The organism is Enterobacter cloacae complex sp. BZL2005 (genome assembly GCF_049238885.1).
Taxonomy (GTDB): domain Bacteria; phylum Pseudomonadota; class Gammaproteobacteria; order Enterobacterales; family Enterobacteriaceae; genus Enterobacter; species Enterobacter roggenkampii.
Window position 1 is genome coordinate 232,609 of sequence record NZ_JBMKGI010000002.1, and the last position, 13,552, is coordinate 246,160.

Annotated in this window: 19 protein-coding genes and 1 pseudogene; 19 read left to right on the forward strand and 1 reads right to left on the reverse strand. The window is 57.8% G+C overall.

The window, feature by feature from the left end; all coding sequences use genetic code 11:
- The first annotated feature begins 114 nt into the window (after positions 1-114).
- The 10 genes and pseudogenes from ACOTXI_RS05610 (at position 115) to ACOTXI_RS05655 (ending at position 4,551) form a co-directional block, all read left to right on the forward strand.
- Positions 115-267, forward strand: a complete 153-nt coding sequence (locus ACOTXI_RS05610; RefSeq protein WP_032665753.1) for a DUF1317 family protein — start codon at positions 115-117, stop codon at positions 265-267.
- Positions 264-815 (forward strand): phage N-6-adenine-methyltransferase, encoded by a 552-nt coding sequence (locus tag ACOTXI_RS05615; protein WP_421633889.1) that lies wholly within the window; start codon positions 264-266, stop codon positions 813-815. Before ACOTXI_RS05610 ends, ACOTXI_RS05615 begins: the two co-directional genes overlap by 4 nt.
- Positions 812-1,030: a hypothetical protein gene (locus tag ACOTXI_RS05620; protein ID WP_023300422.1), complete on the forward strand. Its 219-nt coding sequence runs from the start codon at positions 812-814 to the stop codon at positions 1,028-1,030. Before ACOTXI_RS05615 ends, ACOTXI_RS05620 begins: the two co-directional genes overlap by 4 nt.
- 91 nt (positions 1,031-1,121) lie before the next feature.
- On the forward strand, positions 1,122-1,343 hold the full coding sequence (locus ACOTXI_RS05625; RefSeq protein ID WP_421633888.1) for a TraR/DksA C4-type zinc finger protein: 222 nt from the start codon (positions 1,122-1,124) through the stop codon (positions 1,341-1,343).
- Positions 1,340-2,011 (forward strand): hypothetical protein, encoded by a 672-nt coding sequence (locus ACOTXI_RS05630; protein ID WP_421633887.1) that lies wholly within the window; start codon positions 1,340-1,342, stop codon positions 2,009-2,011. Before ACOTXI_RS05625 ends, ACOTXI_RS05630 begins: the two co-directional genes overlap by 4 nt.
- Positions 2,012-2,048: 37 nt before the next feature.
- Positions 2,049-2,228 (forward strand): DUF4222 domain-containing protein, encoded by a 180-nt coding sequence (locus ACOTXI_RS05635; RefSeq protein WP_421633926.1) that lies wholly within the window; start codon positions 2,049-2,051, stop codon positions 2,226-2,228.
- Positions 2,229-2,285: 57 nt separating this feature from the next.
- Positions 2,286-2,558, forward strand: a pseudogene (locus tag ACOTXI_RS05640) (DUF550 domain-containing protein); the annotation flags it as partial.
- 197 nt (positions 2,559-2,755) lie between these two features.
- Positions 2,756-2,956 (forward strand): hypothetical protein, encoded by a 201-nt coding sequence (locus ACOTXI_RS05645; protein ID WP_421633886.1) that lies wholly within the window; start codon positions 2,756-2,758, stop codon positions 2,954-2,956.
- Positions 2,957-2,964: 8 nt separating this feature from the next.
- On the forward strand, positions 2,965-3,210 hold the full coding sequence (gene xisR, locus ACOTXI_RS05650) for an excisionase family protein (protein WP_045336385.1): 246 nt from the start codon (positions 2,965-2,967) through the stop codon (positions 3,208-3,210).
- 45 nt (positions 3,211-3,255) lie between these two features.
- Positions 3,256-4,551, forward strand: a complete 1,296-nt coding sequence (locus ACOTXI_RS05655) for a tyrosine-type recombinase/integrase (RefSeq protein ID WP_421633885.1) — start codon at positions 3,256-3,258, stop codon at positions 4,549-4,551.
- 26 nt (positions 4,552-4,577) lie between these two features.
- Here ACOTXI_RS05655 and fliE read toward each other — a convergent pair whose 3' ends face one another.
- Positions 4,578-4,892, reverse strand: coding sequence for a flagellar hook-basal body complex protein FliE (fliE, locus tag ACOTXI_RS05660; protein WP_008500329.1), 315 nt, complete (start codon positions 4,890-4,892; stop codon positions 4,578-4,580).
- Between the two features lie 228 nt (positions 4,893-5,120).
- Here fliE and fliF point away from each other — a divergent pair, with 228 nt between their 5' ends.
- From fliF to fliN, 9 genes are all read left to right on the forward strand, one after another.
- On the forward strand, positions 5,121-6,800 hold the full coding sequence (gene fliF / locus ACOTXI_RS05665) for a flagellar basal-body MS-ring/collar protein FliF (RefSeq protein ID WP_021241384.1): 1,680 nt from the start codon (positions 5,121-5,123) through the stop codon (positions 6,798-6,800).
- On the forward strand, positions 6,793-7,791 hold the full coding sequence (gene fliG / locus ACOTXI_RS05670) for a flagellar motor switch protein FliG (RefSeq protein WP_008500327.1): 999 nt from the start codon (positions 6,793-6,795) through the stop codon (positions 7,789-7,791). Before fliF ends, fliG begins: the two co-directional genes overlap by 8 nt.
- On the forward strand, positions 7,784-8,491 hold the full coding sequence (gene fliH / locus ACOTXI_RS05675) for a flagellar assembly protein FliH (protein ID WP_058654006.1): 708 nt from the start codon (positions 7,784-7,786) through the stop codon (positions 8,489-8,491). Before fliG ends, fliH begins: the two co-directional genes overlap by 8 nt.
- Positions 8,491-9,861: a flagellar protein export ATPase FliI gene (gene fliI / locus ACOTXI_RS05680; RefSeq protein WP_008500325.1), complete on the forward strand. Its 1,371-nt coding sequence runs from the start codon at positions 8,491-8,493 to the stop codon at positions 9,859-9,861. The genes fliH and fliI overlap by 1 nt, the downstream gene beginning before the upstream one ends.
- Positions 9,862-9,882: 21 nt before the next feature.
- Positions 9,883-10,326 (forward strand): flagellar export protein FliJ, encoded by a 444-nt coding sequence (fliJ, locus tag ACOTXI_RS05685; RefSeq protein ID WP_021241386.1) that lies wholly within the window; start codon positions 9,883-9,885, stop codon positions 10,324-10,326.
- Positions 10,323-11,555 (forward strand): flagellar hook length control protein FliK, encoded by a 1,233-nt coding sequence (fliK, locus tag ACOTXI_RS05690; protein WP_021241387.1) that lies wholly within the window; start codon positions 10,323-10,325, stop codon positions 11,553-11,555. Before fliJ ends, fliK begins: the two co-directional genes overlap by 4 nt.
- 106 nt (positions 11,556-11,661) lie before the next feature.
- Positions 11,662-12,132 carry a flagellar basal body-associated protein FliL gene (fliL, locus tag ACOTXI_RS05695; protein WP_058654005.1) on the forward strand — a complete coding sequence of 157 codons (471 nt, stop codon included), beginning with the start codon at positions 11,662-11,664 and terminating at the stop codon, positions 12,130-12,132.
- A 4-nt stretch (positions 12,133-12,136) separates the two neighbouring features.
- The gene (fliM, locus tag ACOTXI_RS05700) at positions 12,137-13,141 is read left to right on the forward strand and encodes a flagellar motor switch protein FliM (protein ID WP_008500320.1); all 1,005 of its coding nucleotides are present in this window, start codon (positions 12,137-12,139) and stop codon (positions 13,139-13,141) included.
- The gene (gene fliN / locus ACOTXI_RS05705; RefSeq protein ID WP_008500318.1) at positions 13,138-13,551 is read left to right on the forward strand and encodes a flagellar motor switch protein FliN; all 414 of its coding nucleotides are present in this window, start codon (positions 13,138-13,140) and stop codon (positions 13,549-13,551) included. Before fliM ends, fliN begins: the two co-directional genes overlap by 4 nt.
- Position 13,552 lies beyond the last annotated feature (1 nt).

The window sequence follows — 13,552 nt, forward strand, 5'->3', positions numbered from 1 at the left end:
CCTGCAAGAAAGATCCAACGACGACTCACCCCCTTCCCCATCCAATTACACGCCAGTGGACCCATATATCAACGACAACCGCAAGGGCCTAGGTGGCGCTTCAAGGAGTGACTAATGACTCACGCTCACGACGACATCAGGGTAGGAAATCTGTGCCTCCCCTTCATTGGTAATGGCTGGCTAATGCCATGGGGTGAAGTTGTCAGCAATCCATTAAAGGCGCAGCGACTTGCTGAGGAATATCGGGAAAGGCAGGAGGCGGCATGACTGATTACACCGTCAGCAACACGCCCGCGGATCAGCGCGACCTCTGGCGCACACCACCAACCCTTTTCGCTTCCCTTAATGCTGAGTTTTGCTTCCAGTTGGATGCCGCCGCGGCGCCGCATAACGCGCTGTGCCGGAAGTTCATCACCGCCGAGCAGAACACGCTGGAAACGCCCTGGGCTGATTACCTGAGTATTCCCGGCTACGTTTGGCTTAATCCGCCATACAGCGACATCATGCCGTTCGTGAAGAAGGCTGCCGCCGAGAGCGCCAATCAGATCGGCACGGTCATGCTGGTTCCGGCAGACACTTCGGTTGGCTGGTTCAAGGAGGCAATCCAGACCGCCAGTGAGGTTCGTCTCATCACCGCCGGGCGGCTTGCATTTATCAACCCGGTCACCGGTAAGCCTGTCAGCGGCAACAACAAAGGCTCGATGCTCATCATCTGGCGACCGTACCCGCGTACACACTGCCACTTCGCAACTGTGGACCGGGACGAGCTGATGGCTTTCGGGGCGAAACTTCTCGCCCGCCGGGAGGCCGCATGACGCCAGAAACAGACAATGCCATCCGCGCCGCCTGCCGCCGCTGCACAGAAGAAATCCAGCAGGCCATGCGTAAGAAGCCAAAGCCTAACTGGAACGAAACGGTGCCTCCCATCATCAACAAGCATCACAAGAAAATTGAAGCTCTGGGAGTTAGCCTCCTGGAGTTCGTCGTCAAAACTGGCCGCCTTAACGGGCGGTTTGGAGCCGAACAATGACAACAAAATTCCCCGGGTCGCTATCGCGGCCTTTTTTATTGCTGGCGTTCACATTTAACCGAATTAACCGACAGTTCCGGGAGCATTGACCATGGCCGATATCATCGATACCGCAGCAGAGATTGAAGAGCTTCAGCGTAACGCTGCCCTTTCCGCTCACCGGATCAACCATAACGCCGTATCAGCTGAGCGTTGTGAAGAATTCGAAGAACCAATTCCCGAGCCGCGGCGCGCTGCCGTTCCCGGCTGCCAGACATGCGCGGAGTGCCAGAGCGTCATCGAATTGAGGAATAAGCAGAGGGGGATCCAGTGAAAGAGCGCGGAATGATTTTTAACGGCGAGATGGTTCGCGCCATCCTCGACGGCCGGAAGACGCAGACGCGGCGCATCATGAAAGTTCAGCCGTCTGATGGATTCCACCCAACACATAACGGTTACGATCTGGATTTAAACGCCCACTGGTACACGCCTGGCATGGTCGATAAAAACGGATACCTGCAGCCTGCAAAGAAAGATGTGTTTGGCGTTGCTGATGAAAATGAAGGCTATACCTGCCCGTTCGGTGCCGTCGGCGATCGCATCTGGGTGCGCGAAACGTGGGCTGAAGCTGGTGCTGGCGCGCCGGACCTGAAACTTTATCGCGCGGATTACCCTGAGCATGTTCCGACTCATTACGAGAATGTGCCGCCGGCTGATGAAATACGCTGGACGCCTTCGATTCACATGCCTCGCTGGGCCAGCCGACTCACTCTGGAAATTACCGGAGTGCGTGTTGAGCGGCTTAGAGATCTGAGTGAGGACGATGCAAAGTCAGAAGGCATTACGCCGCCTTCTGGCGGAGTTCTTCCCAGTTGGGAATATCGCATTAACTTCCGTGACCTTTGGATGAGCATCTACGGTGCCGACAACTGGGAAGCTAACCCATGGGTTTGGGTAATCGAATTTAAGGTGGTGCCCAATGTTCAGGATAATCCAGCCTAATACCTGGTACGCCGATCCCCACGGCGCGCCCTGAAAAATCCTCCGCGCTACCCACGAAGTCATCCATTACATCCGCAACGGTCGCACCTGCATCGCCAGTATGGGCCGCTTTCAGCATGAATTCGAGCCGCTGACCAAAGCACAGGCTGAGCGGTTCTCCGAAGAAATCGAAACAGCAGAACACCTGAAGAAGCTGCGCGCCCAGCGTGCGGCATGAGGAGAAATCGTGAAACCTTACGAATCGAAGAAATCACAATTCACCAGAAACCTGATCCGGCAGCGCCACGCTGAATGGTCAGCAAAGACCTTTGGCAATGTCGGCCCCGTCGGACCGCTGAAGCACCTTTCGAAAGAGGCGCTGGAAGCTGCAGCCGATCCTGGCGACCTCAGTGAATGGGCTGATATGCAGTTCCTGCTGTGGGACGCGCAGCGGCGCGCCGGTATCACCGATGAGCAAATCACCGCGGCACTGGAAGAAAAGCTAAAGGTGAATATGGCTCGCCAGTGGCCGGAGCCGAAAGACGGAGAGCCGCGCCTTCACATCAAATCATGACGCAACTGATAGCCAGTTATGAGCTGGCTATTGGGTGCGAAAGCACTGCAACGTCATCCCTTTTGCCCTCCACTGTGAGGGCATTCTTTTTGGGAGTTCACCATGCAATCAAACCCCATGACCTGGCTCATCGCCGCACTTATGGCGCTGGGCGCTCTCATCTCATTTCTTCACGAACCGGAAGGTGTGCAATGGCTGCTTTTAATGTGGGCGCAATAGTCCAGAAGAAGACCGGCGGCATTCATGGCGTGGTGGATAGCCTGCAGGACCTGGACGGCGACCATCCACAGTTCTGGGTGCGGTGGGACGACCGAAATTATTCAGTGCATCCGGAAAACGAATTACGCGCGGCCACGCCAGACGGTCCGCAGTTTTATAAAACGATGTCATAGGAGCGATCATGAGCGAAATTATTCAAATCGTGCCCAGTGATTGGGTGACAGAAGACCTGCTTGTGAAAATGACAGGGCTTCGCCCGGGAACGATAGCGAGAGCCCGTAAAAAAAGCTGGCTCTGCGGCAGGGAGTACGTCCACATGTCTCCGGACAGCATCCCAAAGGAAAACAGCGAGTGCTTGTATAACCACAAAGCGATCGACCAGTGGGTTGAGAGCCTCAAAAAGAAACAGCCGGGTGCGCGCCAATGAAGATCCGTTTATGCTTAGCGGGCTCTTGGACGTCAGGAGGGAATAATGGCTAAGTCAGCATACCCAACAGGCGTGGAGAATCATGGCGGAACGCTCCGCATATGGTTCATTTATAAAGGTAGCCGGGTGCGTGAAAGCCTCGGCGTGCCCGATACACCAAAAAATAGAAAGGTCGCTGGCGAGCTGCGTGCGTCGGTGTGCTTCGCGATAAAGACAGGCAACTTCAACTATGCCGCACAGTTCCCTGACTCGCCGAACCTGAGAAGGTTTGGGGTGGAGAGCAAGGAGATCACCGTGCTCGAACTGGCGAACAAGTGGCTTGAACTGAAGCGTATGGAGATCAGCACCAACGCGATGTCTCGCTATTCATCTATAGCGCGCAACATGGTGCCAAGGATCGGCAGTGATAGGCTGGTGTCTGCGGTGACGCAGGAAGACCTGCTGTTTATAAGGAAGGAATTGCTGACCGGTTATCACACACTGAAGGCTGGACAGAAAACGCCGGTTAAAGGCCGCTCCGTCAGAACGGTCAACAACTACATGAAGATCATGGGCGGGATGTTTAAGTTTGCCGCTGACAGCGGGTATGTCAGGGGGAACCCGTTCACCGGCATAGCCATGCTTAAGCGGTCACGTTGCGAGCCTGACCCGCTGACGCGCGAGGAGTTTGTCAGGATGATTAACGCCTGCGCCCACCAGCAACTGAAAAACATGTGGTCGCTGGCCGTCTACACCGGTGTGCGCCACGGTGAACTGGTGTCGCTGGCCTGGGAAGATATCGACCTGAAAGCGGGTACGATGATGATCCGCCGGAACCATACGTTAACGAAGGAGTTCACCCTTCCGAAGACGGAGGCCGGAACGGACCGCATCATCAACCTAATTCAGCCGGCGATCGACGTGCTGAAGAGCCAGGCCGAATTAACCCGCCTTGGTAAGCAGTATCAGGTTGAGGTGAAACTGCGCGAATATGGCCGAACCGATGTGCATCCATGCACGTTCGTGTTTAACCCGCAGATCGCATCACGTAATGGCCGTGCCGGGCATCATTACGCAGTGGGGTCAATAAACCAGTCGTGGGAAGCGGCAATGCGACGCGCCGGGATTCGCTATCGCAGAGCATACCAGTCCCGACACACGTATGCATGCTGGTCGTTAGCTGCCGGTGCCAACCCGAACTTCATCGCGAAGCAAATGGGCCACACCGACGCGCAAATGGTTTACCGGGTGTACGGATCCTGGATGGCTGAAAATAACCAGGACCAGGTACTCATCCTCAACCAGAAATTGAGTGAGTTTGCCCCATCCATGCCCCACGCAGTGGGATCGGATGGTTATTAATTATAAATATCATTAGGTTAGACAACCTAAACTTGCATGCCCATCACTTCCTGATAAGCCGACACCAGCTTGTTACGCACCTGGATCCCCATCTGCAGGGAAACCGAGGCTTTTTGCAAATCGGTCATCACATCATTCAGCGCCACGCCCGGCTCGCCGAGGGTGAACTTTTCTGCCTGCGTGCGCGCTGCGGTCTGGGTATCACTGATACGGTCAAGAGCGGCATGCAGTTGCCCTGCAAAGCTGATGCTCGGCTGCTGATCTGCCACATTCTGATTACGGGCCGTCATCGCCGTTGCCTGCAGCTGACTGATTACCCCTTCAATGCCCTGTATAGCCATGACTCTCCCCTGGATGGTTTTTTACGCGGTCAAGACTAACAGCTTGTCAATAAGATAATGGCGGTAAATAGCATGAAAAAACCAGGTTATTTGACGCATAGAAAATCACGAATCATCAAATAATGGCAGGGCCATCAATATGGAACATTTGTCGTGTTTGCCGACCCGGGAGTCAGTTTTGTTTCTCTACACGAATAACGTAAACCACCAGGATTTAAGAGGTGCGCAATGAGTGCAACAGCATCGACAGCGCCGCAGAATAAATCACTCGAGTGGATGAACCGCCTTCGCGCGAATCCTAAAATCCCGTTGATCGTGGCAGGCGCTGCCGCAATTGCGATCCTTGTAGCGATGGTCCTGTGGGCGAAAAGCCCTGATTACCGGACGCTCTACAGTAACCTTTCCGATCAGGATGGCGGCGCCATCGTCACCCAGCTGACCCAGATGAACATCCCTTATCGCTTTGCCGATAATGGCGGTGCGCTGGAGGTCCCGGCAGATAAGGTGCACGAACTGCGTCTGCGCCTGGCCCAGCAGGGGCTGCCGAAGGGCGGCGCGGTAGGCTTTGAGCTGCTGGATCAGGAAAAATTCGGTATCAGCCAGTTCAGCGAGCAGGTGAACTACCAGCGTGCGCTGGAAGGTGAGCTGGCCCGCACCATTGAAACATTAGGCCCGGTGAAGAGTGCCCGCGTGCACCTGGCGATGCCTAAACCTTCCTTATTTGTCCGCGAACAGAAATCACCTTCGGCTTCAGTGACCGTGAACCTTGAGCCAGGCCGCGCGCTGGACGAAGGGCAAATCAGCGCGGTGACGCATCTCGTCTCCAGCGCCGTGGCCGGTCTGCCGCCGGGTAACGTGACGCTGGTTGACCAGAGCGGTCACCTGCTGACGCAATCCAATACCGCTGGTCGCGATCTGAATGACGCGCAGCTGAAATATGCCGCCGATGTGGAAAGCCGTCTCCAGCGCCGTATCGAAGCGATCCTGGGTCCGGTGGTGGGCAACAGCAACGTGCACGCGCAGGTCACCGCGCAGATCGACTTCTCGAATAAAGAACAAACCGAAGAGCAGTACAGCCCGAACGGCGATGCGGCGCAGGCGGTGATGCGTTCGCGCCAGATCAACACCAGCGAGCAGATTGGCGGCGCAAACCCGGGCGGCGTGCCGGGCGCGCTGTCTAACCAGCCTGCCCCGGCTAACGCGGCGCCGATCTCTACGCCGCCGGCCAATCAGCAGAACGGCCAGCAGAATAACCAGCAGACCACCTCAACGGCGACGAACAGCGGTCCACGAAACAGCAGCCGTAACGAAACCACGAACTACGAAGTGGACCGGACGATTCGCCACACTAAACTGAACGTGGGCGATATTCAGCGTCTCTCCGTTGCGGTAGTGGTGAACTACAAAACGCTGGCGGATGGCAAACCGTTGCCGTTGACCGCCGAACAGATGAAGCAGATTGAAAACCTGACCCGTGAAGCGATGGGTTACTCCGAGAAGCGCGGCGATACCCTCAACGTGGTGAACTCACCATTCAACTCGGTGGAAGAGACCGGCGGTGAACTGCCGTTCTGGCAACAGCAGGCGTTTATCGACCAGCTGATGTCCGCAGGACGCTGGCTGCTGGTGCTGATTGTCGCGTGGCTGCTGTGGCGCAAGGGCGTTCGTCCACAGCTCCAGCGCCGTGCTGAAGCTGAAAAAGCGGCTCGCGAGCAGATGAATGCGCGTCAGGAAACGGAAGAAGCGGTTGAAGTGCGCCTCAGCAAAGATGAACAGATGCAGCAGCGCCGCGCTAACCAGCGCATGGGTGCCGAGGTGATGAGCCAGCGCATTCGCGAAATGTCAGATAACGATCCGCGCGTCGTGGCGCTGGTCATCCGTCAGTGGATGGGTAACGAACATGAGTAATACGCTTACGGGCACCGATAAAAGCGTCATCCTGCTGATGACCATTGGCGAAGATCGCGCGGCGGAGGTGTTTAAACACCTCTCCCAGCGGGAAGTGCAAATTCTCAGTGCGGCGATGGCCAACGTGCGTCAAATCTCCAACAAGCAGCTGACCGAAGTGCTGTCGGAGTTTGAGCAGGAAGCCGAACAGTTTGCCGCGCTGAACGTCAACGCCAACGACTACCTGCGTTCCGTGCTGGTCAAGGCGCTGGGCGAAGAGCGTGCCGCCAGCCTGCTGGAAGACATTCTGGAAACGCGCGATACCGCCAGCGGTATCGAAACGCTTAACTTTATGGAACCGCAGAGTGCCGCGGACCTTATTCGCGACGAGCACCCGCAGATTATCGCCACCATCCTTGTCCACCTCAAACGTGGTCAGGCGGCCGATATTCTGGCGCTGTTCGAAGAGCGTCTGCGTCACGATGTGATGCTGCGTATCGCCACCTTCGGCGGCGTTCAGCCTGCCGCGCTGGCGGAGCTGACCGAGGTGCTGAACAACCTGCTCGACGGCCAGAACCTCAAGCGCAGCAAAATGGGCGGCGTGAGAACGGCGGCAGAAATCATCAACCTGATGAAAACGCAGCAGGAAGAGGCCGTCATTACGGCGGTTCGCGAATTCGACGGCGAGCTGGCACAGAAAATCATCGACGAGATGTTCCTGTTCGAAAACCTCGTCGAAGTGGACGACCGCAGCATCCAGCGCCTGCTCCAGGAAGTGGATTCCGAGTCGCTGCTTATCGCCCTCAAAGGCGCCGAGCAGCCGCTGCGCGAGAAGTTCCTGCGCAACATGTCTCAACGTGCGGCCGATATCCTGCGCGACGACCTTGCCAACCGTGGTCCGGTTCGTCTGTCTCAGGTGGAAAACGAACAGAAAGCCATTCTGCTTATCGTTCGTCGTCTGGCGGAAACCGGCGAGATGGTGATTGGCAGCGGAGACGACACCTATGTCTAATGAGCTGCCGTGGAAGCGCTGGACGCCGGACGATCTGGCCCCTCCCCTCTCCGAGTTCACGCCAGCCGCGATCCCGACCGAGGCGCTTGACCCGGACGTCGAGCAGCCCGAGCTGAGCGAAGAGGAGCAGCAGGCGCAAATGCTGGCTCAGCTGCAAATGCAGGCGCACGAGCAGGGCTACAATGCCGGTCTGAACGAAGGCCGGCAGAAAGGCCACGAGCAGGGGTATCAGGAAGGCCTGGCGAAAGGGTTAGAGCACGGTATCGATCAGGCGCGCCAGCAGCAGGCGCCGATCCATGCCCGCATGCAGCAGCTGGTCAGCGAGTTTCAGCACACGCTGGACGCGCTGGACAGCGTGATTGCCTCGCGACTGATGCAGATGGCGCTGGAAGCCGCGCGTCAGGTGATCGGCCAGACGCCCGTGGTGGATAACACCGCGCTAATCAAACAAATTCAGGGTCTGCTGCAGCAGGAGCCGCTGTTCAGCGGTAAGCCGCAGCTTCGCGTCCACCCGGACGACCTGCAGCGCGTGGAAGAGAGCCTGGGCGCAACGCTAAACCTGCACGGCTGGCGGCTGCGCGGCGATCCGTCGTTACATCACGGCGGCTGCAAAGTCTCAGCCGATGAAGGCGATCTGGATGCCAGCGTCGCCACCCGCTGGCAGGAACTGTGTCGCCTGGCGGCACCGGGAGTCGTCTGATGACCGCACGCCTCACCCGCTGGCTCACCACGCTCGACAACTTTGAGACGAAGATGGCGCAACTGCCATCTGTTCGTCGTTATGGGCGGCTGACGCGCGCCACCGGTCTGGTCCTGGAGGCCACCGGCCTGCAGCTTCCGCTGGGCGCGACCTGCGTGATTGAGCGTCAGGACGGTCTGGAAACGCGTGAAGTAGAAAGCGAAGTGGTCGGGTTCAACGGCCAGCGCCTGTTCCTGATGCCGCTTGAAGAGGTGGAAGGTATTCTGCCCGGCGCGCGCGTGTATGCCAAAAACACGTCCGGCGATGGGCTGCAAAGCGGGAAACAGCTGCCGCTTGGTCCTGCCCTGCTGGGTCGCGTGCTGGACGGCAGCGGGAAGCCGCTCGACGGGCTGCCCTCCCCGGACACTACCGAAACCGGCGCATTAATTACCCAGCCGTTTAACCCCCTGCAGCGTACCCCTATCGAGCATGTGCTCGACACCGGCGTGCGACCGATTAACGCCCTGCTGACCGTGGGACGCGGGCAACGTATGGGCCTCTTCGCCGGGTCAGGCGTGGGTAAATCCGTTCTGCTCGGCATGATGGCGCGCTACACCCAGGCGGACGTTATCGTCGTGGGCCTGATCGGCGAACGCGGTCGTGAAGTAAAAGACTTTATTGAAAACATTCTGGGCGCGGAAGGCCGTGCCCGCTCGGTGGTCATTGCCGCACCGGCGGACGTGTCGCCGTTACTGCGTATGCAGGGGGCAGCCTATGCCACCCGCATCGCCGAAGATTTTCGTGACCGCGGCAAGCACGTGCTGCTGATTATGGATTCGCTGACCCGCTACGCGATGGCGCAGCGTGAAATCGCGTTGGCTATCGGTGAGCCACCGGCGACCAAAGGCTACCCGCCTTCGGTCTTCGCCAAACTCCCTGCCCTGGTGGAACGTGCGGGGAACGGCATCAGCGGCGGCGGCTCCATCACCGCGTTCTATACGGTGCTGACCGAAGGCGATGACCAGCAGGATCCGATTGCCGACTCCGCGCGCGCGATCCTTGACGGTCATATCGTGCTGTCTCGTCGTCTGGCCGAAGCCGGACACTATCCGGCGATAGATATTGAAGCCTCTATCAGCCGCGCAATGACGGCGCTGATAACCGAGAAGCACTACGCCCGCGTGCGTAACTTTAAACAACTCCTCTCCAGCTTCCAGCGCAACCGCGATCTGGTCAGCGTGGGGGCGTATGCCAAAGGCAGCGACCCGATGCTCGACAAAGCGATTACCCTGTGGCCGCAGCTGGAGGCATTTTTGCAACAAGGCATTTTTGAACGTGCCGACTGGGAAGATTCAATTCAGGCTCTGGAGCTGATTTTCCCGCAGGTGTAACACAGGTGGAGGGCGAAGGTCATGGCGCAAAACAGCGCGTTATCAACGCTGAAAGATCTGGCTGAAAAAGAAGTTGATGATGCCGCATTGCAGCTTGGCGCAATGCGACGCGGGTGCCAGCAGGCTGAAGAACAGTTGAAGATGTTAATCGACTATCAGCATGAATATCGCACCAACCTCAATACCGATATGACACAGGGCATTGGAAGCCAGCGCTGGATTAACTATCAGCAGTTTATCCAGACGCTGGAGAAGGCGATAGATCAGCATCGCCAGCAGCTACACCAGTGGACCCAGAAAGTCGATACCGCGCTGAATTTCTGGCGCGAGAAGAAGCAGCGACTGCAGGCCTGGCAGACCTTACAGGACCGACAGATTGCGGCAACGACCCTGGCGGAAAACCGCCTGGATCAGAAAAAAATGGATGAGTTTGCCCAGCGCGCATCAATGAGGAAACCGGAATGATCACACTGCAACAACTGCTCATGAGCGACAGCGACCTGTCAGGCGGTACGCAGACAGGAAAAGGCACCGACGGTGCACAGGACTTTCTCGCGCTGCTCGCGGGTGCCCTGTCGGACGCGACGGGCAAGGGCAACGATGCGCCCCTGACGCTGGCTGACCTGAAAGCCGCCGGCAGCAAGCTGTCCCACGTTGCTCAGGACGCCAAAGGGGATACCACCCTGCAGGCCAAAATTGCCGACCTGCTCTCGCGTCAAACTGCGCTGAATGGCGATGAAACGTCGCCCGTTACGTCGCTTGATACGCTGGTAACCGGGCTGGTGCCGCTGTCAAAGGGTGATGCCCTGAAAACGCTTAATGCGGTCAACAGCAAAGATGACGGCAAAAGCGAGCTGAGCGAAGAGGAGCTGGCCGGGTTAAGCGCGCTGATGGCCATGCTGCCGCACCAGCAGACCAGCACCTCACGTGCGGCAGGCAGTGACGGTGTGTCCGCCACCGCTACGCTGAGTTCAGCGGCGCTGACGCAAAACGGCGCGGGCCAGCCGTCCCTGAACGCGCTTCCGGGAAGCCATGATAAAGCCCAGAGTGCTGCGCCTTATCAGAGCCAGGCGAAAAACAGCGACCCGGCCCTGTCGGGTAACGCGCCGGCCACGCCGGCCGTGGCCGCAACGGCAGAGAAGCAGGAGCTTGCCAGTTCCTCCTCCTCAGCCTCACCGACGGCGACCCTGGCACCGATTATGTCCAGCCATGCGACCAGTCAGACGGCCGCCACCGTCGCCACCGCGCCGGTGTTAAGCCAGCCTCTGGGTACGCATGAATGGCAGCAGTCCCTGAGCCAGCACATCACCCTGTTCACTAAACAGGGCCAGCAGACAGCCGAGCTGCGTCTGCACCCGGAAGATCTGGGTCAGGTGCAAATTTCGCTTAAGCTGGATGATAACCAGGCACAGCTGCAGATGGTTTCTGCGCACAGCCATGTCCGTGCGGCGCTGGAAGCCGCGCTGCCGGTCCTGCGAACCTCACTGGCGGAGAACGGCATTCAGCTTGCGCAAAGCAGCGTCAGCAGCGAGAGCTTTGCCGGGCAGCAGCAGTCCTCATCCCAGCAGCAGCACCAGGCTTCGCGTTCCGGCAACACCGGCGGCTTTAATGACGAGAGCGATGAGTTACTGCCTGTCCCTGCCGCTCTGCAATCCGCCGCGCGCGGTAACAGTGCCGTAGACATCTTCGCCTAAACGCCAGAGGTAGCGTGATTATCCCCGTCTTTTCCACGCTTTGACGACAGCAGGACACGGGATAATCACCTTATTAAGCTGTACCGAAACAGGAAGCTCGTATCAGATGACTGACTCCGCTCTCACCAAAAAAAGTAAGCGTTCCATCTGGATCCCGCTGCTGGTGTTGATCACGCTCGCCGCCTGCGCTACCGCGGGCTATAGTTACTGGCGTATGCAGCAGGAACCTTCGACCGCTGCGGCCAAAGCCGAACCTGCACCACCGCCGGCGCCGGTATTTTTCCCTCTGGACACCTTCACCGTGAACCTCGGTGACGCGGATCGTGTGCTGTATGTCGGTATTACGCTGCGCCTGAAGGATGAAGCCACGCGCGCGCGTCTGAATGATTATCTTCCGGAGGTGCGTAGCCGCCTTCTGCTGCTGTTCTCTCGTCAGGACGCTTCGGCGCTGGCCACCGATGTGGGTAAGCAAAAGCTGGTCGACGCCATTAAACAAACGCTGGCGACCCCGCTGGTAAACGGCCAACCTAAGCAGGAAGTCACTGACGTTCTGTATACAGCCTTCATTCTGCGGTAACGACATGGGCGACAGTATTCTTTCTCAGGCAGAAATCGATGCGCTGCTCAACGGCGACAGCGATAAAAGTGATGATCCGCAACCGGGTATTGGCGGCGATAGCGATATTCGTCCCTATGACCCGAATACCCAGCGTCGCGTGGTACGTGAACGTCTGCAGGCGCTGGAGATCATTAACGAACGTTTTGCACGTCAGTTCCGTATGGGGCTGTTTAACCTGCTGCGTCGTAGCCCGGATATTACGGTCGGTGCGATCCGCATTCAGCCGTATCACGAGTTTGCCCGCAACCTGCCGGTGCCAACCAACCTTAACCTGATTCATCTGAAACCGCTGCGCGGCACCGGTCTGGTGGTGTTTTCGCCAAGCCTGGTGTTCATCGCGGTGGATAACCTGTTCGGCGGCGACGGGCGTTTCCCGACCAAAGTAGAAGGTCGCGAATTCACCCACACCGAACAGCGCGTCATTAACCGCATGCTTAAGCTGGCGCTGGAATCCTACAGCGACGCGTGGAAAGCGATTAACCCGCTGGAAGTGGAGTACGTCCGTTCTGAGATGCAGGTGAAATTTACCAACATCACTACCTCCCCGAACGATATCGTCGTGAACACGCCGTTCCACGTGGAGATCGGTAACCTGACCGGCGAGTTCAACATCTGCCTGCCGTTCAGCATGATCGAACCGCTACGCGAGCTGCTGGTTAACCCGCCGCTGGAGAACTCCCGCAACGAAGACCAGAACTGGCGTGAAAACCTGGTCCGCCAGGTCCAGCATTCGCAGCTTGAGCTGGTGGCGAGCTTCGCCGATATCCCGCTGCGGTTATCTCAGATCCTGAAATTACAACCCGGTGATGTTTTGCCGATAGAAAAACCCGACCGCATTATTGCCCATGTGGATGGTGTCCCCGTGCTGACAAGCCAGTACGGCACGATTAACGGTCAGTATGCGTTACGCGTTGAGCACTTGATCAACCCGATTTTGAATTCGCTGAATGAGGAACAGCCCAAATGAGTGACATGAACAATCCGTCCGATGAAAACAGCGGAGCACTGGACGATCTGTGGGCTGACGCGTTAAACGAGCAAAAAGCGACCCCGGCCAAAAGCGCAGCGGATGCCGTATTCCAGCAGCTTGGCGGCGGTGACGTCAGCGGCACGCTGCAGGATATCGACCTGATTATGGATATCCCGGTTAAGCTGACCGTTGAGCTGGGACGCACCCGCATGACCATTAAAGAGCTGCTGCGCCTGACGCAGGGCTCCGTAGTAGCCCTTGACGGTCTGGCCGGCGAGCCGCTGGATATCCTGATCAACGGCTATCTGATTGCTCAGGGTGAAGTGGTGGTGGTGGCCGATAAATACGGCGTACGCATCACCGACATCATTACCCCGTCTGAACGTATGCGTCGTCTGAGCCGTTAAG

What these genes read in the sequence shown, in the direction of transcription:
- ACOTXI_RS05610 (WP_032665753.1), top strand. Translation starts at nt 115, where the DNA reads ATGACTCACGCTCACGACGACATCAGGGTAGGAAATCTGTGCCTCCCC.
- ACOTXI_RS05615 (WP_421633889.1), top strand. Translation starts at nt 264, where the DNA reads ATGACTGATTACACCGTCAGCAACACGCCCGCGGATCAGCGCGACCTC.
- ACOTXI_RS05620 (WP_023300422.1), top strand. Translation starts at nt 812, where the DNA reads ATGACGCCAGAAACAGACAATGCCATCCGCGCCGCCTGCCGCCGCTGC.
- ACOTXI_RS05625 (WP_421633888.1), top strand. Translation starts at nt 1,122, where the DNA reads ATGGCCGATATCATCGATACCGCAGCAGAGATTGAAGAGCTTCAGCGT.
- ACOTXI_RS05645 (WP_421633886.1), top strand. Translation starts at nt 2,756, where the DNA reads ATGGCTGCTTTTAATGTGGGCGCAATAGTCCAGAAGAAGACCGGCGGC.
- xisR (WP_045336385.1), top strand. Translation starts at nt 2,965, where the DNA reads ATGAGCGAAATTATTCAAATCGTGCCCAGTGATTGGGTGACAGAAGAC.
- ACOTXI_RS05655 (WP_421633885.1), top strand. Translation starts at nt 3,256, where the DNA reads ATGGCTAAGTCAGCATACCCAACAGGCGTGGAGAATCATGGCGGAACG.
- fliE (WP_008500329.1), bottom strand. Translation starts at nt 4,892, where the DNA reads ATGGCTATACAGGGCATTGAAGGGGTAATCAGTCAGCTGCAGGCAACG.
- fliF (WP_021241384.1), top strand. Translation starts at nt 5,121, where the DNA reads ATGAGTGCAACAGCATCGACAGCGCCGCAGAATAAATCACTCGAGTGG.
- fliG (WP_008500327.1), top strand. Translation starts at nt 6,793, where the DNA reads ATGAGTAATACGCTTACGGGCACCGATAAAAGCGTCATCCTGCTGATG.
- fliH (WP_058654006.1), top strand. Translation starts at nt 7,784, where the DNA reads ATGTCTAATGAGCTGCCGTGGAAGCGCTGGACGCCGGACGATCTGGCC.
- fliI (WP_008500325.1), top strand. Translation starts at nt 8,491, where the DNA reads ATGACCGCACGCCTCACCCGCTGGCTCACCACGCTCGACAACTTTGAG.
- fliJ (WP_021241386.1), top strand. Translation starts at nt 9,883, where the DNA reads ATGGCGCAAAACAGCGCGTTATCAACGCTGAAAGATCTGGCTGAAAAA.
- fliK (WP_021241387.1), top strand. Translation starts at nt 10,323, where the DNA reads ATGATCACACTGCAACAACTGCTCATGAGCGACAGCGACCTGTCAGGC.
- fliL (WP_058654005.1), top strand. Translation starts at nt 11,662, where the DNA reads ATGACTGACTCCGCTCTCACCAAAAAAAGTAAGCGTTCCATCTGGATC.
- fliM (WP_008500320.1), top strand. Translation starts at nt 12,137, where the DNA reads ATGGGCGACAGTATTCTTTCTCAGGCAGAAATCGATGCGCTGCTCAAC.
- fliN (WP_008500318.1), top strand. Translation starts at nt 13,138, where the DNA reads ATGAGTGACATGAACAATCCGTCCGATGAAAACAGCGGAGCACTGGAC.